Raw genomic sequence first — 22,580 nt, 5'->3', positions numbered from 1 at the left:
ATGACAAAACAACTTACCGCCCTTATTTTCCTTTTAATTTGTTCTTTCCATTCAATCAACGCACAATGGTCTGTACGTGGTAATAAAACGGATAAAAATGCAAGATGGAACCATATACAATTATTTAGCGAAGCAGAATGGGACTCCAGCAACTTTGCTACGAAGGAAGACATGCAATGGTTCAATGATGCTCGATACGGCATGTTTATCCATTTTGGCCTTTCAACGTATATTAAAAAAGACCTTAGTTGGGGTATGTGCTACACAAGAAAAGCGCCTGATGGCGGTCATGGTCCTATTGCAGACTCCGTTTGGGTTACCTATCCTGAACACTTTAAATTTGAAAATTTCGACGCCAAAAAGTGGGTTAAGATTGCCAAAGATGCAGGCATGAAATACATTGTAACCATCGCTAAACATCATGATGGTTTTCATATGTGGGATACAAAATATTCAGATTTCAAGGTTACAAATACGCCTTTTGGGAGAGATTATTTAAAAGAAATCGCCGATGCCTGTCATGAAGCAAACATGAAATTTGGAATCTATTATTCGCAACGTGATTGGTATCATCCAGATTACGCACCTATAGACACAACGTTGGTTGTCCGTCAAAAAGAAGCACCCTATTTTAACGCTAAGCCAGGTGTTGAAAAAGTCCTTCCAGGACCTACACACGATAAATACAAAGCATATCAATTCAATGTAGTTAAAGAATTATGCACGAATTACGGCAAAGTGGATATTTTTTGGTTTGATGCTTCTTGGTGGGGTGGTATGTTTACGGCCGATATGTGGGATTCTGAAGAATTAACCAGAATGATACGTAAATTACAACCAGGAATTATAATTAACAATCGTGCTTCAATTCCTGGAGATTTTGATACGCCTGAACAAAAAATTGGCATGTACCAGGAGCGCCCTTGGGAAAGTTGCATTACACTAACACATTCCTGGTCTTATTCTGGAACCCCACCAAAATCAAAAGAAAAAATTATTAAAATGATAACGTCTACTGCCTGCGGAAATGGTAATATGCTTTTAAGTTGGGGTTCACAATGGAATGGTGCATTTGATGATGTCGAGGTAGAACGATTGGAAGAAGTTGGCCAATGGATGAAAACCTACGGACAATCTATTTACAATACTAAAGGAGGCCCTTGGTATCCTCAAAAATGGGGAGGTAGCACGTACGAAGACAAAACCATTTATTTACACATTACCGACAAATCGCTTAATTCATTAAAGCTGCCTGCAATACCTTCAAAAATAAAAAAAGCCCAATTACTTACAGGTGGAGAAATAAGTTTCACTCAAAACAAATCGGAAATTGTTTTTAATCTTTCAAAAGCAAACAAAAACGAAGAAACCATTATTATCGAGCTTACATGTAAAAAGACAATTACTGAAATGTCTGGAGACCCTTTGTCTAACTCCTTATTTTCAGACCCTTTATACGGCAATATTATTTCGGATAATGCGACCTTCACAATAAGTTCACAATCTCAGGAAGACGATTCTAGTTTCCATAATTTATTATTTTCAAACAAACTATTTAACAGCCCTTTTGCTTTTCATAGTAAAGAAGAAAAAGAAGCATTTGCAATTATAGATTTAGAAAAAAATTACCAAGTTAAAGGTATCGATATTTTTAATCAGAAACATTATTTAACCAACGATCTTAATTTTAGTGTCTTTACTTCAATAGATGGTGAAAACTGGAACAAAATTGAAGATAAAAAAGGAAGCTTTTATCATTGGGAAGTTCCGGTAACCCAGTTTAATGCCGGAATAGAATTACCTGGAATTAAAGGGCGATATATAAAAGTTTCTGTAGAGTCCTCCTCTACTGCGGCCCTTCATTTAAAAAAATTACAAGTTTACGGTTCTGAAATTAATGAATAAAAAACTCTGGGATATCTAAAATTGAAACGTATTAAAACAAAACCAACCTTAATTTTTTAAAATATATTACATGAACCTTATAAAATCCACTTTATTTCTTTTATTTCTTTCAATACAAGTGCTGGTAGCACAAACCGAAGTTCCAATTCCAACGCAAGCTCAATTAGATTGGCAAGATGCCGAATTGGTTGCTGTTTTTCACTACGACCTTCATGTATTCGACAACAAACAGTACAACCAAAAAATCAACAGAATTACACCGGTTGAAGTCATCAATATTTTTAACCCTAAACAACTTGATACCGACCAGTGGATTAAATCGGTTAAAGATGCTGGTTGTAATTTAGCGATTCTTACCGCGACGCACGAAACTGGTTTTGCCTTATACCAAAGTGATGTTAATCCATACTGTTTAAAAGCTGTAAAATGGAAAGATGGAAAAGGCGATATTGTAAAAGATTTTGTTGAATCTTGTAGAAAATATGGCGTAAAGCCAGGTATTTACATTGGCATACGTTGGAATTCGTTCTATGGTATTCACGATTTTAAAGTACAAGGAACTGGCACATTTGCCGAGAATCGCCAAAAGCATTACAACCGTATGTGTGAAGGTATGGTAGACGAGCTTATGTCTCGTTATGGCGATTTGGCTATGGTTTGGTTCGACGGCGGGGCTCATGGTCCGGAACAAGGTGGAGCCGACATTTTACCTATTGCTGAAAAGCATCAAAAAAATATTATTTTTTATCACAACACGCAACGCGCAGATATTCGTTGGGGTGGCAGCGAATCTGGAAAAGTACCTTATCCTAGTTGGGGCACTTATCCATTTCCTTACTCACATTCTACCAATCAAGAGGTCATTTTTAAAAACAATTTCGAGTTATTAAAGACAGGAGATCCTGATGGTAAATATTACATGCCAGCCATGAGCGATGCCCCGCTTAGAGGTTATAACGGTCGTCATGAATGGTTTTGGGAACCTAATGACGAAGAACACATTTTCCCTTTAGAACACCTAATGGCCATGTACTACAACTCGGTTGGTCATAATAGTTCGCTTATTTTAGGCATTACCCCAGACCCGAACGGACTAATTCCTGAGCCTGATGTAAAACGCCTGAAGGAATTTGGAGATGAAATCAATCGGAAGTTTTCAAACCCGGCTAGAACAACATCTGGGAACAAATCTAAACTAACTATAAAGCTTTCAAAAACTCAAAACATTAATCAAATTGTCTTGGCCGAAAACATTGCCATTGGAGAACGTGTGAGAGCTTTTGTTTTAGAAGGAAAAACTAAGGAAGGCTGGAAAACTATTTTTGAAGGCTCTTGTATTGGGCATAAATTTATCCATAAGTTTGATGAGCTAAATGTTTCACAAGTGCGTTTAAAAATTACCGAATCTAAAGGAAATCCGGAAATTAAATCTTTTGAAGTTTTCAGCACAGACAACTAAAACAATATTCTACACACAAAAAAAATCGAGGGCTTCAACCCTCGATTTTTTTTATCAACTAAATTATTTTCAATTTAAAGGATATAATCCGTACTAATAAAATTAGACACCTTTTTATCCAAAAGTTCATTTAAAATGGCTCTGTTGTAATCATTATCTTTTGAGGCCACAAAGGTTCTAATAGAGAATGAACGTAACGCATCATGTACACTTAATGTTCCATAAGCCGAATCTTTTCTTCCTGTAAACGGATAAACGTCTGGTCCGCGTTGGCAAGAACTGTTTAAATTCACACGACAAACTAAATTTACCAAAGTATCAATAAGCGGCGCTAACGTATGTACATTTTTACCAAACAAACTCACTTGTTGCCCATAGTTCGATTCTGCCATATCATCTAAAGGTTCTTCTATATCTGAAAATGATATCACTGGAATTACTGGTCCAAATTGTTCTTCCTGATATACACGCATCTCCTTATTTACAGGATAAAGTACAGCAGGATAAATAAAATTTTCTGTTGTTTCCCCGCCCTTTTCATTTAAAATAGTCGCTCCTTTCTCTAAAGCATCATCAATTAATTCCTGGATGTAAGCTGGTTTTTCAACTTCCGGTAAAGGGGTTAATTTAACACCAGCTTCCCAAGGATTTCCAAATTTTAATTGATCCACTTTATAGGAAAAACGTCTATTAAACTCTTCAGCTACTGATTCATGAACATATACTACTTTTAGCGCCGTACAACGTTGCCCGTTAAAAGATAATGTTCCAGCAATACACTCTTCTACTGCTAAATCTAAATCGGCATCTGGTAAAATAATCGCCGGATTCTTGGCTTCCAACCCTAAAACCATACGTAACCTATTCCCTTTAGGGTGTTGCGATTGTAAAGCGTTAGCCGATTTACTGTTACCAATTAACGCCAAAACATCAATTTTTCCAGATTGCATGATTGGCGTTGCCAAAGTACGTCCGCGACCATACACAATATTAACTACGCCTTTTGGGAAACTACTTTGAAAAGCTTCTAACAGCGGACTTATTAATAACACACCGTGTTTTGCAGGTTTAAAAATCACCGTATTCCCCATGATTAACGCAGGAATAAGCAATGAAAATGTTTCGTTTAACGGATAATTATAAGGCCCTAAACATAACACCACTCCTAATGGTCCACGACGAATATGAGCATAAACACCCTCGCTCTTCTCAAACTTTGCAGAATCGCGATCAATTTGTTTATAAGCTTCAATGGTATCGTAAATATAATCTACAGTTCTGTCGAACTCCTTTTGAGAATCTGGCAGGTTTTTACCTATTTCCCACATTAAAAGTTTTACAATTTCTTCACGCTTGGTCTTCATCTGCTCGACAAACTTGGTCATGCAAGCAATTCTATCAATCACTTTCATTGTTGGCCATAACCCCTGACCTTTATCGAAAGCTTCTAAAGCAGAATTAAGAGATTCTGCAGCTTCCTTTTCACCTAATTGAGGTACTGTTCCTAACAAGGTAGGCTTATAATCTTCGTTAGAAGAAATAGTAGAAAAAACTTCTGCCGTTTCTCCGTGCCATTCTTTTAGTTCACCGGAAACTAAATAACTATTTTGATGGATTAATGAGGTAATTCTATATTGTTCAGGTATTTCTGAAAATTTCGTCTTCATAGGTTAATCGATTTCACATTAAAAACTATGAATAAAGGTACTCATATTTTAGCTAATAATATTTTCAAAAATCAATATTAAGGATAGAAATATTGCATTTTCAGCATAAAAATGAAACCTCGAAAAAATGCACAGAACGATAACGTTTTCGGTTAAATAAAAAGCAATAAAAAAGCCGCATTAAACATGCGGCTTTTATTATTTATTATAAGTTGAAATTTAATCTCCTATTTCAACCTCTACTTCTTTAGCAACTTTTTTCACAACAATATGATCACCTGATTTTTCACCTAAAGCTTCAACACTAGACTTCACTTCATCTTCTGCTCCCTCAAAAGTATCATACGATGTTGATGTTTCTCCATTAGAAGTCGTTACCGTAGTTACTATTGCTTTTACAGTACCATCATCGTTCTTAGTCATATTTACTTTTATTTCTTTAGCAACCTCTACCTGATTCGCAGCATAAGCCGTTTCTTCATCAACAGATAAGGCAATACTTGGAGCAATAACTAAAGCTACCACCGACATTAATTTTAACAAAATATTTAATGAAGGACCTGAAGTATCTTTAAACGGATCTCCAACCGTATCTCCTACCACTGCCGCTTTATGCGCATCAGTTCCTTTTCTTCCTTGCTCTTCAATAGTTTTTTTAGCGTTATCCCAGGCACCACCCGCATTAGACTGAAAAATCGCCATAAGCACACCACAAGTCGTCACTCCAGCTAATAAACCGCCTAACATTTCTGCTCCTCCAATAAATCCGATAGCTACAGGTACGGCAATCGCCAAAAGTCCTGGCAATACCATTTCTCTTATCGACGCTTGTGTTGAAATAGCCACACATTTTTCGTATTCTGCAACGCCATCGGCTTCATCAAATATTTTTCTGTCGGCTTCTGAAGCTTTGCTCATATCTGAATCGTATTTACGCATCACTTCTAAAGCTGCTTTTAGCTTCGGAATATCTCTAAACTGACGACGAACTTCTTCAATCATAGCCATGGCTGCACGTCCAACAGCATTCATCGATAAAGCTGAAAACACAAAAGGCAACATTCCTCCTACAAGTAATCCCGCCATAATATCTGGTTGCGACACATCGATAGCCGTTACATTTGCTGTTTTCATAAAGGCTGCAAATAACGCCAAAGCTGTTAAAGCTGCCGAAGCAATCGCAAATCCCTTTCCAATGGCTGCTGTAGTATTTCCAACTGCATCTAATTTATCAGTACGCTCACGAACTTCACTTGGTAATTCAGCCATTTCAGCAATACCTCCAGCATTATCAGAAATAGGTCCGTAAGCATCAACTGCTAACTGAATTCCTGTGTTTGCTAACATCCCCACAGCCGCAATAGCGATACCATATAATCCTGCAAAATAATGCGACACTAAAATAGCCGCAGCAATTAAAATAATTGGAATTGCTGTAGACATCATCCCAATACCTAATCCGGCAATAATATTAGTTGCAGAACCTGTTTCAGATTGCTTAACAATGGAATTTACTGGTGCTTTCCCTGTTCCTGTATAATATTCAGTTACCTTACCTACTGCTAAACCAGCTATTAACCCAGCAATTACAGCGATAAAGACTCCCATTGCTCCATTTGGCAAACCTTCGGTTCCCGTTGGAATCATGGTATTAATAATAAAATAAGAGGCAACAACCATTAACCCTGCTGAGCCGAACTCACCAATATTTAAAGCCGTTTGTGGATTCCCGCCGTCTTTAACTTTTACAAAGAAAGTACCTATAATAGACATAATAATACCTACAGCTGCTAATACCAACGGTAAATAAACAGCTCCAAGTCCGTTAAAATCGGGCGTTATAATAAAAGCACCCAGTACCATGGTTCCGATAATAGATCCCACATAAGACTCAAATAAATCGGCTCCCATTCCGGCAACATCTCCTACGTTATCTCCAACGTTATCGGCAATGGTTGCTGGGTTTAACGGGTGATCTTCAGGGATACCTGCTTCCACCTTCCCTACTAAATCGGCACCTACATCGGCAGCTTTGGTGTAAATTCCACCGCCTACACGTGCAAATAATGCAATTGACGAAGCTCCAAGAGAAAATCCGGAAAGCACATTAAGCACTTCGTTGATGCCCCAGCCCATTTCGCTATAAATCATGAAAAGGCCGCTTAATCCAAGTACACCTAAGCCCACAACACCAAGTCCCATAACAGCACCACCAGCAAAAGCCACCTCAAGTGCTTTCCCTAAGGATACTCTCGCGGCACTTGTAGTTCTTACATTGGCTTTGGTAGCTACTTTCATTCCTATAAAACCTGCTAACGCAGAACAAATAGCGCCCACAATAAATGATACTGCAACCATACCGTTAGAGCCTGCTTCGGCACTTCCTTTAAAATACAATAAAACGGCTACGGCAATAACAAATATTGATAAAATTTTATATTCGGCTTTAAGGAACGACATAGCCCCATCGGCTATATTTTTAGCAATTTTAATCATTTTTTCATTGCCCTGATCCTGCTTGGACACCCAGGCACTTTTAATAAATACAAATGCTAATGCCAACACTCCGAAAAGCGGTAAAAAGTTCACTATTAATTCCATATTAGTTTATTGGTTTTATGTTAATATATTTTTTTATTACTGCTAAAAATAGGAAAATATAAGTGATAAAAAAAGCCACCTTTTGTTAAAGATGGCTCATTCATTTTACAATATTTTATTAATCTGTGAATTTAGATTGTAAAGGTTCTTTTTTTCTTGTGGTCGCTTTCTTCATAACGCTTCACACACTCCTGGTAAATTCTAACCGCATCGTCTGCATTACCCCATCCACCTGTATCTACTTTTTTCTTCTCTAAGTCTTTATATACCTGGAAGAAATGCTCGATTTCTTTTAAACGGTGTGGGTTAATATCGCTAATATCCATCTTTTTACTCCAGATTGGATCTGATACAGGAACACAAATAACTTTTTCATCCGGACCTTTCTCATCAGTCATATAGAAAACACCAATTGGTCTTACCTCCATAACTACCATTGGGAAAGTCGGCTGATGCCCTAAAACTAAAATATCTAAAGGGTCTTGATCTAGTGCTAAGGTTTCAGGAATAAAACCGTAATCACCCGGATACATCATCGATGAAAACAACATGCGATCAAAACGGATTTTGTGTAATGTAAAATCGTATTCGTATTTATTTCTACTACCCTTTGGGATTTCTATTAAAACATCAAATGTTACTTGTTCGTTGCTCATTATATTCGTATTTGGTCGTGCAAATGTACTGAACACTTATGCATTTAACAACAAAAGCTTAGGATTTATAATCATAATTTAAGGTTAAACGTTTGAACTCATTTTCTTTAAATTCCAAATCAAATTATATCTGTATAATTTTACGGGAAAACCCCACTTATTCCAAGTATAATGCAATTCTCGGCCTGTTTTAACAACTCGACTCAAACTATTTATTATCTTGTCCTTCTATTGTGACTAACTTTAAATATTTATGCGTTTACATTACTTACTTCTATTGCCCGTCTGTGCCATTTTTTCTGCACAGGCACAAACCAAACCATGGCAAGGCAAATTTGAGCCAATCGATAATATGATTGCACCACCAAACTCTTACCGTACCGCTAGTGGCGCTCCCGGACGTGAATACTGGCAACAACGAGCCGATTACAAAATCAAAGCTTCAATAGATGAAAAAACAAATGTTTTAACTGGAGAAGAAACCATTACGTATTACAACAATTCACCAGACGACCTAACCTATTTATGGCTTCAACTGGAACAAAACGTCAACAAAAAAGAAAACCCTGATTTTGGTGATGCCTTAGGTGGTGTTTCCGATGGTATGAACAGCCGACAAATGCAATTCCTTACCAGAGCTATTGACTTCCCGGCAGGTTATTCCATTAAATACATAAAAGATACTTCTGGAAACACAATTAAAGCCTTGGTGAATAACACCATGATGAAGGTTCTTTTAAACACACCTTTAAAATCTGGTGAAAGCTTGAGTTTTTCTTTAGGCTGGTCTTACCCGATTACCGACAGAAGCATGTATATGTTAAGTCGTGAAGGTTATGAATATTTCCCGGAAGATGACAATACCATTTATTTAATTGCGCACTGGTTTCCAAGAATGGCGGTTTATAACGATACCGAAGGCTGGCAAAATCAACAATTTAGACGCCTAGGTGAATTCGCTTTGGAGTTTGGTGATTACGATGTTGAAATTACCGTTCCTGAAGATCATGTGGTTGCAGCAACTGGAGAACTTCAAAATAGTGAAAATGTATTAACAAAAACACAAAGAAAACGCTTTGATGATGCCAAAAAATCGTTCGATAAACCTGTTTTAATCATCACTCAGGAAGAAGCTGCCGCTAATAAAAAAACAAAAAGCTCAAAAACGAAAACATGGAAATTCCATGCTGAAAACGTAAGAGATTTTTCATTTGCATCTTCAAGAAAGTTTATATGGGATGCTCAGGCCGTTAAATTACCAACCAATACAGTAATGGCGATGTCTTACTTTCCTGAAGAAGGCCTTCCGGTATGGGAAGAAGAATCTACAAAAGCGATAAAAAATGCTTTGGAAGTGTATTCTGAAGCCACTTTTGACTACCCATATCCAGTAGCTATTTCGGTGAACACTTCTAATATTGGTATGGAATTCCCAATGATTAGCTTTAATGGTGGTCGCCCAAAAGATGGCAAAATGAGTGACGGCGCTATAAAAGGAATGATTGGCACCATTGTTCACGAAGTGGGACATAACTGGTTCCCGATGATTGTAAGTTCAGATGAGCGTAAATGGATGTGGATGGACGAAGGTTTAAACACGTTTATCCACCAGCGTACTATTGAAGAACGCTACCCTCAATTCAGTTATACCACACCAAAAAGCATTGTGCCGTTTATGAGTGGCGATAAAAATATTTTACGCCCAATCATGACCACTTCAGATAACGAATTATTAACCCAATTTGGAAACAACTTTTACCAAAAACCAACGGTAGGATTACAAATGCTTCGCGAATCAATTATTGGCAAAGAATTATTCGACCAGGCATTTAAAGAATATGCTAATCGCTGGAAATACAAACACCCAAATCCAGGCGATTTATTCAGAACACTTGAAGATGCTACAGCTACCGATTTAGATTGGTTTTTTAGAGGCTGGTTTTTCACTGTGGATCATGTTGACATGGAATTAAGCAATGTAAAATGGTATAAAGTTTACGAAGAAAACCTGAACATTGAAGATCAGCAGAAAAAGAAATCCGTGAAAATTGAAGGGGAAAGCACTGCTGAAAACCCAAAAGATTTTTCAAACGGACCAGAAGTGATTACCATGACCGATACACCTGATAATGCTTACGGTGGATTTTTATCCAGACTGGACGAAACCGAAATGCGTAAACAATTACAAGGCAAAAACATTTATGAAATCACTATAAAAAATATTGGTGGTTTAATCATGCCTGTAACTATTGAGTGGGTATATACCGATGGCTCAAAAGAAACCGACAAATTACCTGCCGATATCTGGAGACTTAACGAATATGAAGTGACTAAAACCTTTTTAAAAGACAAAGAAGTAAGCACGGTGAATTTAGATCCTAATTTTGAATTTGCCGATACCGATATGAGCAATAACAGTTTCCCTAAAACAGAAACTCCATCGGATTTTGATAGTTTTAAAGAGAAGAAAACTCAAAAATAAACAGTAATAATTTATAATTTTGACCCCAAATAACTTTTATTATTTGGGGTTTTCTTTTAAACCTCATTTATTAATGATAAGCCTTAAATTTTATTGAACATGCTAATAAAAACGATTAAATATCTTCTCGCATGCACTTACTTAATTCTCACTTATAGTTGTGACAATTCCAAAGATGATGATTGTACCAAAACTATAACCGTAAATAATGTTTATTTCGTAAATAATCAATCTTATTATTACGAAACAACCATGGAAGTTCCTTGTGACACTCCCGACCCAGAACCTATTGAAGTTAATGCGCCAATATTAGAAAACTTCACATATGAGATTATTAGTTTCAATTACACCCCTGATACTGGCAATGACACCTCTAGACTTCAGTTTGAAATCAAACTTAATAACCCAAATAATTTTCCTGTGGAAGGTATTGCTGTATTAACGATAAAATCTGATAACGTTGAATATACTTCTGGCAATTACTATGCTTCAAATGCAGCAAATCATTGCTATAGCATTGATGCTAATTCTTCCTGTACGCTCACTTTTGACAAGGAAGAATCATTAATTTATGGAAGTGCAAGTACAATGGAAATCATAAATGTAGAATACTATTTAACAAACCAATAATAGTTTTAATCAAAAACCCCAAAAGACTAAGTCCTTTGGGGTTTTCTCATCAAAACACTAAAACCAGGAGAGGCTTAATCCCAACCACCTCCTAAAGCACGATACATATTAACCATCGCATTCATTTGCTCCTTTTTAGTTTCAACCAACTCAAATTTAGACTCTAATGCTTCTCTTTGAGTTAACAACACTTCTAAATAATCTGCTCTTGCCGACTTAAACAAGGTATTCGAAATTTCGATAGAACGGGTAAGCGCATCTACTTTCTGCGATTTCAAATCGTAGCTTTTGTCAAGATTACTAATTTTAGAGAGCTGATTAGCAACTTCTAGATACGCGTTCAACACCGTTCTTTCATAATTAAATACTGCTTGTATTTGCTTTGCGCTGGCATTATAATACGCCGCTTTTATTTCATTTCTATTAATAAGTGGCCCTGCAATATCACCAACCACCGAATACAATAACGACTCTGGAGTTTCGGTTAACAGCGATGGTTTAAAAGCTTCCAAGCCTACCCCTGCCGAGATACCAAGCGACGGATAAAATCTGGCTTTAGCCACTTTTATATCCAGCTTCGCTGCTTCCAGCTCCATTTCCGCCTGACGGATATCCGGGCGATTTTCCAACAATTGCGCAGGCACACCAACCGCTAAATGTTCAGGGATTAAATCGTAAAACGAGTCCGAACTTCTAATAACCGTCTGCGGAAATCTACCCACCAAAAAGTTTATATTGTTTTCTGTTTCCACGATTTGCTGTTTAATATCGAATTGTAAACTTCTGGTGTGCATCACCTCGGCTTCAAAACGTTTCACCGCTAACTCGGTAACGCGAGCCGCCTGCTTTTGAAGTTTTACAATATTTAAGGCGTTAGATTGAATTTTGATATTTTCTTCAACAATGCGTAATTGATTATCTAAAGCCAGCAATTCATAATAGGAATTGGCGATTTCAGAAATCAGATTTGTCACCAAAAAGTTTCGGCCTTCAACCGAAGCAATATAACGCTGGTAGGTTGCCTTTTTTGCATTGCGCAACTTTTTCCAAACGTCAAGTTCCCAACGCGCCTGAAGCGCCAAACCGTAATTCGGTAAAGGCTCAGGAAATTCCTCTCCCGGTCTGATATCTGTATTAGCGTCATTCGCACCCTGACTGGTATAACGTCCAACTTTTTCAACTTCAGCACCAGCTTTAAAATCTACAAAAGGCAAATACTCTCCTTTTTTAGCTTTCACTTCATTACGGGCAATTTCAATTTCCTGTAAGGTAATATTCAACTCCTGATTATTCTGTAATGCCGTTTCAATTAAGGCATACAAATGCGGGTCGGTAAAATAGTCCTGCCAATGAACATCGGCGGTATTAGTCGTATCTAAAGATTGATTTTCGAATTGTTCCGGCACATCCTTTCGTTCTTTCATGACCTCGATAGTCGGCACACAAGAATACAGACTGGTTAAAACGATAGCACCCAGCAACCCTATTTTTTTATAGTGTAACATATGTTTTCTTTTATTGTTCATCGTCTGATCTTTTGGTTATTTTTTTTAAAAGATTTGTTAATTGATTCACCTTATTTCGCAATCTACCTTCTTCCTCATTAACACGCATAAACTCTTCTGAAATGGGCTCTGTGCTTTCATCTTTTATTAATGTTTTACCATCGGCTAAAGTTCCAAAAATGTAGTACAGCCCTGGAATAACAATAACTCCAAACAATGTTCCTAAAAGCATACCTCCCATTGCTGATCCACCAATGGTACGGTTACCAATGGCTCCGGCTCCTGTTGCAATTACTAACGGAATTAACCCGGCAATAAACGCAAAAGACGTCATTAAAATAGGACGGAAACGCGCTTTAGCACCTTCGATGGCTGCTTCTAAAATGGTTGCGCCCTCTCGTCGTTTCTGTACCGCAAACTCTACAATTAATACGGCATTTTTACCGAGCAGTCCTACCAGCATGATGAGTCCGATTTGTGCATATACGTCGTTCGCTAATCCCATACCTTTAAGCAATAAGAACGACCCGAAAATACCAACCGGTAATGATAAGATAACAGCTAATGGCAATAAGAAACTTTCGTATTGTGCAGCTAAAACGAAATACACGAAGATTAATACCACCGCGAAAATGTAAATGGATTCGTTTCCTCGGTTTGCCTCGTCGTAGGTTAATCCTTCCCAGGCAATATCGTAGCCACGTGGTAACACCTCAGCAGCTACTTCTTTAATAGCATTAATTGCATCTCCACTGGTGTAACCCTTAGCCGGTAACCCACGAATAGCTGCCGAATTGTACAGGTTATATCGTGTAATCTCGTTAGGTCCCAATTGTTTTTCTAAAGTCATAAATGCTGAATACGGCACCATATCGCCTTCTTCATTCTTCACATAAAGCTTTTCTAAATCTGAAGGTATTCTGCGGTATTCCGGTGCAGCCTGTGTATATACTTTAAAGAAACGACCAAAACGAATGAATCCTTGCTCGTAAGTACTACCGATTAAAATATTAAGGTTTTCCATGGCTTTACCAATGGTTACCCCTTTTTGCATGGCTTTTTTATTATCAATTTTTAAATGATACTGCGGATAATTTGCTGAATAAAACGTAAACAATCCAGTTAACTCTTTACGAGCTGATAACGCATCTAAAAACTGATTATTTATGCGTTCAAATTCATGATAATCGGTTGAATTGGTTTTATCTAATAAACGCATAGAGAAACCACCTGAAGACCCGAAACCTGGTACTGCCGGCGGCTCGAAATACTCAATCACCGCGCCTAAATCTCTGGTTTCTTCCTCTAACTCTTCCATGATTTCGTGTACCGAATGATGACGTTCGCTCCATGGTTTTAAGTTAATTAAACAGGTCCCTGCGTTAGAACCACGACCTTCGGTCATAATCTCGTAACCCGCTAAAGAGGATACCGATTCTACACCTTCGGTTTCTTCACATATTTTTTGAAGTTTTCTGGCGACCTCATTAGTACGCTCTAAGGTTGCTCCCGGAGGGGTTTGAATAATGGCATAAATCATTCCCTGATCCTCACTTGGAATAAATCCTGCCGGTAACGATTTATTGGCAAAAAAGATACCTACACAGAACGCAATTAACATTCCGAAGGTTAACACGCGTCTGGCTACAATTTTATTCAACACGTTAACATAACGTCCGGTAAGTTTTTCGAAACCGCGGTTAAACCAATCGATAAATTTATCTATAGGTGATTTTTTTCTTGGTTTACCGTGGTTGTTTTTCAACATCATGGCACATAAAACCGGTGTTAATGTTAATGCTACGACTGCTGAAATGATAATCGATCCCGCCATAGTAATTGAAAACTGACGATAGAACACCCCAACAGGTCCAGTCATGAAGGATATTGGTAAAAATACCGACACCATCACCAAAGTAATAGCAACAATAGCACCTCCAATTTCACTTAATGCTTTGTATGATGCCTGATAAGGCGTAAGATGCTCTTCTTCCATTTTTAAATGGACGGCCTCCACCACCACAATCGCATCGTCGACCACAATACCAATCGCCAATACCAAAGCAAATAGGGTAATTAAATTTATGGAAAGCCCGAACATTTGCATCACAAAGAAGGCACCGATTAAGGATACCGGTACCGCTATAATTGGAATTAATGTTGAACGCAAATCCCCTAAGAATAAGAACACCACAACAGCCACTAAAATAAAGGCATCCCGCAAGGTATGAAGTACTTGTTCGATAGATGCATCTAAGAAATTCGATACATCGTAACTGATTTTATATTCTATTCCCGGAGGTAAATCTTCTTCCAGTTCTTTCAGTTTATCTTTAACAGCATCAATCACATCGCTACCATTACTGCCAAAAGTTTGTTTTAATACAATAGATGCTGATGGATTTCCATCTAAATTCGAATAAATATCGAAGAACTCACTTCCTAATTTTACGTCGGCAATATCGGCAAGCCTTAAAGTTTCGCCTTCTTCATTTGCTCGAATAATAATGTCTTTATACTGTTCTGGTTCGCTATATCGGTTTTCATAAGTCAACACATATTCTAATGACTGCGAAGCAATGCCAGAACTTCTTCCTAATCGACCCGGTCTGGCCAAAATACTTTGATCCTGCATGGCTTCCAAAACTTCTTCAGCCGAAATATTATAGGCACGCATACGGTCTGGTTTTAACCAAACACGCATCGCATATTTTCTACTTCCTAAAATCTGAGCACTGGCAATACCATTAATACGCTGAATCTCCGGGATAATTTTAGTGTATGCATAATTGTAAAGGAACTTCTCATCGTTATCTTTTTGCTTACTAAACAAGTTCACATACATTAACATACTTGGCTGAACCGGTGTAATAATTACCCCCTCACGTTGTACCAGCTCCGGTAATAAAGGCATAACCTGGTCGACACGTGTTTTTACCCGAACTACCGCCTGGTTGGGATCGGTTCCCGGTTCGAAAATAATACGCAGTGTTCCTTCGCCGGCACTTGTAGCATCGGATGCGATGTAACGCATACCTTGAACCCCGTTAATTGCTGTTTCTAAAGGAATAAGCGTGGAGTTCACCAAAACATCGGCACTAGACCCCGGATAGGCTATAAAAATATTTACCGTGGTTGGTGCAATTTGTGGGAACTGTGAAATGGGTAACTGCTTAATGGCGAGCAACCCCGTAAATACGATGATAACCGAAATGACAATAGCCAGTACCGGTCTTTTTATAAATTTACTAAACATAATGTTGTACGTGTTTTAATTACTCGGCATACGCCTCTAAGTTTGTCATAACCTCATTTGGTTTTTCGAACTTAGTGTGAATCTTTTCTCCATTTTTCACCATTCTAATACCTTCTAAAAGGATTTGATCTTTTGTAGATAACCCTTTTTGAACGATGAATAAATGTGGTAATTCGGCTTCTATAGTAATTTCACGTTGTCTAACAACATGGTCTTTATCGATAACAAAAACGAACTTCTTATCCAGAATTTCGAAGGTGGCTTTCTGAGGAATAATCATGGCTTCATTGTATGGCACTTTCATCAGAATGCTACCTGTTTCACCGTGTCTTAAAATACCTTCCGGATTATCGAAGGTTGCTCTAAAAGCAATATTTCCGGTTTCATTATTAAATTCTCCTTCAATAGTTTCCACTTTTCCATCGTGCGGAAATTTTCTATTGTTTGCCATTAAAAGGCTTACTTCCTTTGCACTTTCTTTTGAATGGTTCATGATATAATCTAAATACTCCGACTCCGGAACATTAAAGTATACCCACATTTTACTGTTGTCTGATAAAGAGGTTAACAATTCACCTTCATCTAACAAACTTCCTTCACGAACATGAAGGTGATCCATAATACCATCAAACGGTGCACGGATATCGGTAAAGCTTAAATGGGTTTCAGCTAAGGCAACTTCGGCTTTAGCTTTATCGAAATTAGCTTTACTCATATTTAATTCGTTTGCAGAAACCACATCGTTATCGGCTAACATTTTTGTGTTTTTATATTCAATTTCTGCAACTTCTGCTTCAGCTTTCGCTTTTTGTAAATCGGCTTGATACACGTTAGGCATAATGTCGAACATTTTTTGTCCTTTTTTTACCGTCTGCCCTTCATCAACATGAATCGCTTTTAAATATCCTTTTTCCAAGGCTCTTAATTCAATATTTCTGATGGAATGAATTTGGCACACGTAATCTTTAGTTATTGTGGTGTCCATAACCACAGGATTGGTTACTAAAAAGGCAACTTCCTTTTCCTTTTTTTCATGTTTTGATTCGCAACTAGTTGATAGTAACAAGGTGCACATACCTATTACTAATAGAAACTTTTTTGTCATCTGTTTATAGGGTGTTTTGATTCAGATTAAAACGCACCGAAGCATAGCGCAGCTCACAACAAGCCATAGGTCTCGCCGAAGTGCATTTTGTAATAATTAATAAAATTTGGTTTTGCTTATTTCCAGAATATAGAGATACAAGCAGGCATTCCTTTTTTGTGATAAAAAAGAATGTAATTTGGCATGAGTTTGCCAGCTATAAGACCCTTTTCGGTCTTATTCAGATTCTATATTCTAAATACCTGGAATAAAATGTGACGCTTACTAAAGAGCGTATAGCAAAAAAGCCCGTTAGGAATCAGGCTTTTGTTATTAATATTGTAGTGATGTTCTGAAGCTAAATAAAATACGGTAAACGCATTATCCTGCCCTATCTTTTTTGAAAGTGCCTTTTCACTCTCTTCAATTTCTATTTCGGTAACCTTTAAATCTAATGACTCATCTGAAGTTGCATGAGTAAAAGTTAACTTATGATCAGCTGAAACCTGATTAGAATGGTTATGCTTAATGCATGGCAAACAATGGTTGTCTTGCTCAATTACATTAGCATACAACTGATTATATCCGTTTAAAACGAATACAAGGAGAAAAAGAAGATATTTAAAAAATGCTTTTTTCATTCAGGAAAACAAAACTATATCGGGTTATTTAACTAAACAAAAGGTTTGACATAAAAATTTGTTAAAATGACAATTAATGTTATTTTGATTTTTTTGAAACTAAAAAACTATCAATAAAGCATTTAACAGTCCAAATAAAAACAAAATTCTAAAAATAGAAGCCAAAAGTTCCTGTTACACCGAATTTTCGAGCATCAGGATTGTCGAAATAATTCCCTCTGAAGTTAAAATCTATTCGAAACACTTTAAAAATATTTCCAATTCCAAAGCCATATTCATAATAGATTTCATTACTAGGAGCAATTAACGGAACGGCATATGGATTATCGGTAGTATTTAAAGCTATATTTTCATCTGAAAGTTCTCCCCAGGCACTTCTAAAACTTACAATTTCACGCCAATTAAGTTTTCTTAGAAACGGAATTCTTGAAAATAAACGTCCGTTAAAATTATGCTCAACATGAAACGACGCATACGTGTCGGTAACAAACTCATAATAATCAAGTTGTGAAAAGGTGTTGTAAATTGAAAAATATGATTGATTTCCGGGCACGATACTTAATAACCCAAGTGGTACCTCTCCTATGGTTTTACCAGCTTCAACCACGGTAGTTAAACGGCCAAAACCACCAATTTGCCAAGGTTGTGTGTATGAAAATTGCAATTTTGTATAATCGAAATCGCTGTTAAAAAACTCTTTATCACCTCTCGTTACCTGCGCAAAAAGGCTCGCATAATCATCGTTGGCATGTAAACGTTCAACCCCGAACCCTGTCATTTTTCGTTTTGGAAAATAAGACACCGACAGCGAGGATTCAAATTGTTTAATTTCAGAAACTATGCCGTCTTCCGTATTATAATCTAAACTAAAGGTTGGTGATGCCGACTCGAGAGTTCGATAGTTTCCTCCTATTTTAAATACCACATTTTTTAACGGTTCGGTCTCGATATACAAACTCGTTAAATTAATACTGGTAAGTTTATCATTTGGACCAGTAGTAATTAACCCCGACGATGCGAAACTTCTACCCAATACATCGGTATTAGTCGTTAAATTCACCCCGATTTGCTCTACATCGCGTCTGTTTCCGGCAGAAATAATAAATCTATTCTTTTTATCTAAAAGCCATTTTCCTGAAAAGCCATACTTAAACTTATCATCTTTAAAACCATAGGCTAGATACCCTTCTAAACGCCATAAATCATTTTTACCAAAATAGGTTCGGCCACCAGTTCGGATACGAACACCTTCAACTTCATTAAATCCAAAGGTTGAGAAAATGGGTCCGTAATCTAAAGGCAAGGAATTAAATTCGATATATCCCGACGTTAAAATGCTTCCTAAATTATAAAGATGTTTAAATTTCTTAACAGTTTTTAAGGTGTCTAACATTTTATAAACCCCTTTTTCATCTTTATTTAAAGCTTCCATTCGGTTTGCATCCCAGAAAGCATCATCCCGATCGTAAACATCCTGATCGTAATTAAAAACTTCGTCTTCGTAAAACTTCTTATCCTTGGTTATATCAAATTTATAATTATTGAATAAAGTAGTTCGTTTTCCATAAATACCACGTGCCTCTTCTTTTTTCTTAAAAGCAAAATCAGACATCATATAATCACGTTTCACCAGAAATACAGAATCACTCACTACCTCAAATTCCTGCTCAATATAAATATCTTTTACCCAGTTTATATTCGCACTTTTAGAGGCCTGAAGATTTATTTCCTTTATGGCATAGGTTGAATCGGCCACCCAGAAATCGCCTTTAAAAGTCAATTCGTTTTTACGTCTTGGATAATATTTAATATTGTAGCACCATTTGTCATCTATATAAGCACTGTCCATTAACACATAATTATAGGTGTTAATTCCTGTGCGTGACAAAGGACTCACGAAGCTTTTATCGAAAAACTTCATGTAGTTATCATAAATATTATAATCGGAATACAGGTCGTCAACAAAATCGATAATTACCTGATTATCGCTGAAACCAGAGTTTTTATTTCCGTTTAAAACTTCCTTTTCTTTACTTATTACATTATCACCGTAAACCGTAGACACGGCTTCATTAATAAAGATAGGTAGATAGGTTTTACCTGTTACATTAGAGGTATCGACTTCTTCGAACACAAATTCCATCCCTCGAAATAGTTTACTTTTTATAAGTGCACTATCTATAGTGTTAATGTCGAATTCTACTTTTTCATATTTATCGTACTGGTACTGGTTGTACAATCGCAAACCATTTTTACGTTTGTGTTCCCAAATTTTTCGAAGAATATCAATCGCCGGATTGTTCTTTTTAGATTGTTTACCAGACACAATTAATACCTGATCTAATTGCGCTGCTTCTTCTTTTAATATGAACTTTAAATTATAATTGACTTTTTTCTCTAACGGAATAACTAAGGTTTCATAACCTATGAAGGATACTGTTAAGGCGTCCCAGGTTTCGTCGGATTCTAAATAAAACTTACCATTCTCGTCGGTAATGGTTCCTTTCGTAGATCCTTGAAACAATACGTTGGCGAATGAAACCGGCTGTTCGTACTCATCGAACACATAGCCACTAACCTTTGTTTGAGCAAAGGCCGTAATCATTCCGAAATAAAAAAATATAAAAAGTAGTCTTAAGTTCATATTACAAAAAAAACTTCACCAACAGTTATGTTGATGAAGTTTATATAACGTAAAAATAATATTTTTATTTATACAATACCTTCTTAACAGCCTTAATAACATCTTCGCTGTTAGGAAGCCATTCTTCTAATAACACCGGTGAATAAGGGGCTGGTGTATCAGCAGTATTGATTTTTACAATTGGAGCATCTAAATAATCGAATGCCTCAGATTGTACCACATAAGTAATCTCAGAAGACACGTTAGCAAAAGGCCAGGCTTCTTCTAAAATAACTAATCTGTTTGTTTTCTTTACCGACTCTAAAATCGCTTTCTTATCCATTGGACGAACGGTACGTAAATCGATAATTTCACAAGAAATACCTTCTTTAGCTAATTCATCAGCAGCTTTAAATGCTTCTTTAATGATTTTACCAAAAGACACGATAGTTACATCGGTACCTTCACGCTTCACATCGGCAACACCAATTGGTAAAACGTATTCACCTTCTGGCACTTCACCTTTATCTCCATACATTTGCTCACTTTCCATGAAAATAACCGGATCGTCATCACGGATAGCCGCTTTTAATAATCCTTTTGCATCGTAAGGCGTCGATGGTACGATAACTTTTAAACCTGGCGTGTTAGCAAACCAGTTTTCGAAAGCCTGTGAGTGTGTTGCTCCTAACTGTCCTGCAGACGCTGTTGGTCCACGGAAAACGATTGGACATTTAAATTGTCCACCAGACATTTGTCTGATTTTAGCAGCATTATTTATAATCTGATCAATTCCAACAAGAGAAAAGTTAAACGTCATGTACTCTACAATCGGTCGGTTACCAGTCATTGTAGATCCTACAGCAATACCCGCAAAACCAAGCTCTGCGATAGGTGTATCGATTACACGCTTTGGTCCAAATTCATCTAACATTCCTTTTGATGCTTTGTAAGCACCATTATACTCTGCTACCTCTTCACCCATTAAGTATACGCTCTCATCACGACGCATCTCTTCGCTCATGGCTTCGCAGATAGCTTCTCTAAATTGTATTGTCTTCATTAAATCTATTTTAATTCGAGTCACAAAAATAGGAATAAAAGCTATATTCTTATTAAAGAATTATTTAAAATTTATTATGCATGCATAATAAATATTCAGAATAAAATAATTAACTTCGTAGCCGCAACCAAAATAGACTTATTAAATAAAAATTATTATGAAATGAGCCGTAGCAAAAAGTTAACTTCAACCGAATGTTTACAGGCGAATTCCATCTGACCTTTACATAACAACTAAAAAATAATACAGATGAAAATATTAGTGTGCATTAGTCATGTTCCAGACACTACATCAAAAATCAATTTTACCGACGGTGACACAAAATTCGACACCAATGGTGTTCAATTTGTGATTAACCCAAATGATGAGTTCGGACTAACTCGCGCCATGTGGTTTAAAGAAAAACAAGGTGCCCATGTAACCGTGGTTAACGTTGGTGGTGCTGAAACAGAGCCTACACTTCGTAAGGCCTTAGCGATTGGAGCCGACGCTGCCATTCGTGTTAACACCCCTGCTACCGATGGTTTTTCTGTTGCTAAACAATTGGCCAATGTGGTAAAAGATGGTGGTTACGATTTAGTAATTGCCGGTCGCGAATCGATTGATTACAATGGCGGAATGGTTCCGGGAATGATTGCCGGATTAACCAACGCTAACTTTATAAATAACTGTATAAAACTAGATGTTGAAGGAACATCGGTAACTGCTGTAAGAGAAATTGATGGTGGAAAGGAGACTGTTTCTACATCTCTACCACTTGTTATTGGAAGTCAAAAAGGACTTGTAGAGGAAAGCGATCTCCGCATTCCAAACATGCGTGGTATTATGATGGCACGTCAAAAACCTTTAACTGTTGTAGATCCTGTTGATACAATTACAGAAACTGCTTCTGTAAAATTCGAAAAACCAGCTCCAAAAGGCGCGGTTAAATTAGTATCTCCAGACAACCTAGACGAATTAATAAGCTTACTTCATAACGAAGCTAAAGTGATTTAATTAACCTTCAAA

Annotated in this window: 14 protein-coding genes; 5 read left to right on the top strand and 9 right to left on the bottom strand. The window is 37.0% G+C overall.

All coding sequences use genetic code 11. From position 1 onward, the window contains the following. Positions 1 to 1,905, top strand: a complete 1,905-nt coding sequence (locus NO995_RS14100) for an alpha-L-fucosidase (protein WP_258228064.1) — start codon at positions 1 to 3, stop codon at positions 1,903 to 1,905. A gap of 70 nt (positions 1,906 to 1,975) precedes the next feature. After that, positions 1,976 to 3,364 carry an alpha-L-fucosidase gene (locus NO995_RS14095; protein WP_258228063.1) on the top strand — a complete coding sequence of 463 codons (1,389 nt, stop codon included), beginning with the start codon at positions 1,976 to 1,978 and terminating at the stop codon, positions 3,362 to 3,364. 74 nt (positions 3,365 to 3,438) lie between these two features. On the opposite strand, the gene NO995_RS14090 is transcribed toward NO995_RS14095, so the two are convergent. The 3 genes from NO995_RS14090 to NO995_RS14080 form a co-directional block, all read right to left on the bottom strand. After that, positions 3,439 to 5,031, bottom strand: coding sequence for an NADP-dependent glyceraldehyde-3-phosphate dehydrogenase (locus NO995_RS14090; RefSeq protein ID WP_258228062.1), 1,593 nt, complete (start codon positions 5,029 to 5,031; stop codon positions 3,439 to 3,441). Between the two features lie 219 nt (positions 5,032 to 5,250). Next, positions 5,251 to 7,632, bottom strand: a complete 2,382-nt coding sequence (locus NO995_RS14085) for a sodium-translocating pyrophosphatase (RefSeq protein ID WP_258228061.1) — start codon at positions 7,630 to 7,632, stop codon at positions 5,251 to 5,253. 131 nt (positions 7,633 to 7,763) lie between these two features. Beyond that, positions 7,764 to 8,288, bottom strand: coding sequence for an inorganic diphosphatase (locus tag NO995_RS14080; RefSeq protein ID WP_258228060.1), 525 nt, complete (start codon positions 8,286 to 8,288; stop codon positions 7,764 to 7,766). 253 nt (positions 8,289 to 8,541) lie between these two features. On the opposite strand from NO995_RS14080, the gene NO995_RS14075 reads away from it, so the two are divergent. Both NO995_RS14075 and NO995_RS14070 read left to right on the top strand, forming a co-directional pair. Then, entirely contained in the window at positions 8,542 to 10,770 is a 2,229-nt protein-coding gene (locus NO995_RS14075; RefSeq protein WP_258228059.1) for a M1 family metallopeptidase, read from the top strand. A gap of 99 nt (positions 10,771 to 10,869) precedes the next feature. Next, positions 10,870 to 11,400, top strand: coding sequence for a hypothetical protein (locus NO995_RS14070; RefSeq protein ID WP_258228058.1), 531 nt, complete (start codon positions 10,870 to 10,872; stop codon positions 11,398 to 11,400). Positions 11,401 to 11,474: 74 nt separating this feature from the next. Here NO995_RS14070 and NO995_RS14065 read toward each other — a convergent pair whose 3' ends face one another. The 6 genes from NO995_RS14065 to NO995_RS14040 all read right to left on the bottom strand — a co-directional run bounded on the left by NO995_RS14065 (position 11,475) and on the right by NO995_RS14040 (position 21,572). Next, positions 11,475 to 12,905, bottom strand: a complete 1,431-nt coding sequence (locus tag NO995_RS14065) for a TolC family protein (RefSeq protein ID WP_258228057.1) — start codon at positions 12,903 to 12,905, stop codon at positions 11,475 to 11,477. Between the two features lie 10 nt (positions 12,906 to 12,915). Next, a complete protein-coding gene (locus tag NO995_RS14060) occupies positions 12,916 to 16,161 on the bottom strand; it encodes an efflux RND transporter permease subunit (RefSeq protein ID WP_258228056.1) in 3,246 nt (1,081 codons plus the stop codon). 19 nt (positions 16,162 to 16,180) lie between these two features. Then, complete coding sequence (locus NO995_RS14055; RefSeq protein WP_258228055.1) at positions 16,181 to 17,266, bottom strand: efflux RND transporter periplasmic adaptor subunit; 1,086 nt, start codon at positions 17,264 to 17,266, stop codon at positions 16,181 to 16,183. Positions 17,267 to 17,493: 227 nt separating this feature from the next. After that, the gene (locus NO995_RS14050) at positions 17,494 to 17,886 is read right to left on the bottom strand and encodes a hypothetical protein (protein ID WP_258228054.1); all 393 of its coding nucleotides are present in this window, start codon (positions 17,884 to 17,886) and stop codon (positions 17,494 to 17,496) included. A 148-nt stretch (positions 17,887 to 18,034) separates the two neighbouring features. Continuing rightward, positions 18,035 to 20,530, bottom strand: a complete 2,496-nt coding sequence (locus NO995_RS14045) for a DUF5686 and carboxypeptidase-like regulatory domain-containing protein (protein ID WP_258228053.1) — start codon at positions 20,528 to 20,530, stop codon at positions 18,035 to 18,037. A 64-nt stretch (positions 20,531 to 20,594) separates the two neighbouring features. Further along, the gene (locus NO995_RS14040; RefSeq protein WP_240573689.1) at positions 20,595 to 21,572 is read right to left on the bottom strand and encodes a pyruvate dehydrogenase complex E1 component subunit beta; all 978 of its coding nucleotides are present in this window, start codon (positions 21,570 to 21,572) and stop codon (positions 20,595 to 20,597) included. 249 nt (positions 21,573 to 21,821) lie between these two features. Here NO995_RS14040 and NO995_RS14035 point away from each other — a divergent pair, with 249 nt between their 5' ends. Continuing rightward, positions 21,822 to 22,568: an electron transfer flavoprotein subunit beta/FixA family protein gene (locus tag NO995_RS14035; RefSeq protein WP_240573690.1), complete on the top strand. Its 747-nt coding sequence runs from the start codon at positions 21,822 to 21,824 to the stop codon at positions 22,566 to 22,568. The last annotated feature ends 12 nt before the right edge of the window (positions 22,569 to 22,580 follow it).

Origin of the sequence: Aestuariibaculum sp. M13 (assembly GCF_024723255.1) — a bacterium.
GTDB lineage: Bacteria > Bacteroidota > Bacteroidia > Flavobacteriales > Flavobacteriaceae > Aestuariibaculum > Aestuariibaculum lutulentum.
Note: the sequence above shows the minus strand (reverse complement) of the source record. Positions and strands in the feature narration are given on the sequence as shown.

Coding starts and splice junctions, on each gene's coding strand:
- NO995_RS14085 (WP_258228061.1), bottom strand. CDS start 7,632: ATGGAATTAATAGTGAACTTTTTACCGCTTTTCGGAGTGTTGGCATTA.
- NO995_RS14055 (WP_258228055.1), bottom strand. CDS start 17,266: ATGACAAAAAAGTTTCTATTAGTAATAGGTATGTGCACCTTGTTACTA.
- NO995_RS14095 (WP_258228063.1), top strand. CDS start 1,976: ATGAACCTTATAAAATCCACTTTATTTCTTTTATTTCTTTCAATACAA.
- NO995_RS14080 (WP_258228060.1), bottom strand. CDS start 8,288: ATGAGCAACGAACAAGTAACATTTGATGTTTTAATAGAAATCCCAAAG.
- NO995_RS14045 (WP_258228053.1), bottom strand. CDS start 20,530: ATGAACTTAAGACTACTTTTTATATTTTTTTATTTCGGAATGATTACG.
- NO995_RS14060 (WP_258228056.1), bottom strand. CDS start 16,161: ATGTTTAGTAAATTTATAAAAAGACCGGTACTGGCTATTGTCATTTCG.
- NO995_RS14040 (WP_240573689.1), bottom strand. CDS start 21,572: ATGAAGACAATACAATTTAGAGAAGCTATCTGCGAAGCCATGAGCGAA.
- NO995_RS14075 (WP_258228059.1), top strand. CDS start 8,542: ATGCGTTTACATTACTTACTTCTATTGCCCGTCTGTGCCATTTTTTCT.
- NO995_RS14090 (WP_258228062.1), bottom strand. CDS start 5,031: ATGAAGACGAAATTTTCAGAAATACCTGAACAATATAGAATTACCTCA.
- NO995_RS14100 (WP_258228064.1), top strand. CDS start 1: ATGACAAAACAACTTACCGCCCTTATTTTCCTTTTAATTTGTTCTTTC.
- NO995_RS14065 (WP_258228057.1), bottom strand. CDS start 12,905: ATGTTACACTATAAAAAAATAGGGTTGCTGGGTGCTATCGTTTTAACC.
- NO995_RS14050 (WP_258228054.1), bottom strand. CDS start 17,886: ATGAAAAAAGCATTTTTTAAATATCTTCTTTTTCTCCTTGTATTCGTT.
- NO995_RS14070 (WP_258228058.1), top strand. CDS start 10,870: ATGCTAATAAAAACGATTAAATATCTTCTCGCATGCACTTACTTAATT.
- NO995_RS14035 (WP_240573690.1), top strand. CDS start 21,822: ATGAAAATATTAGTGTGCATTAGTCATGTTCCAGACACTACATCAAAA.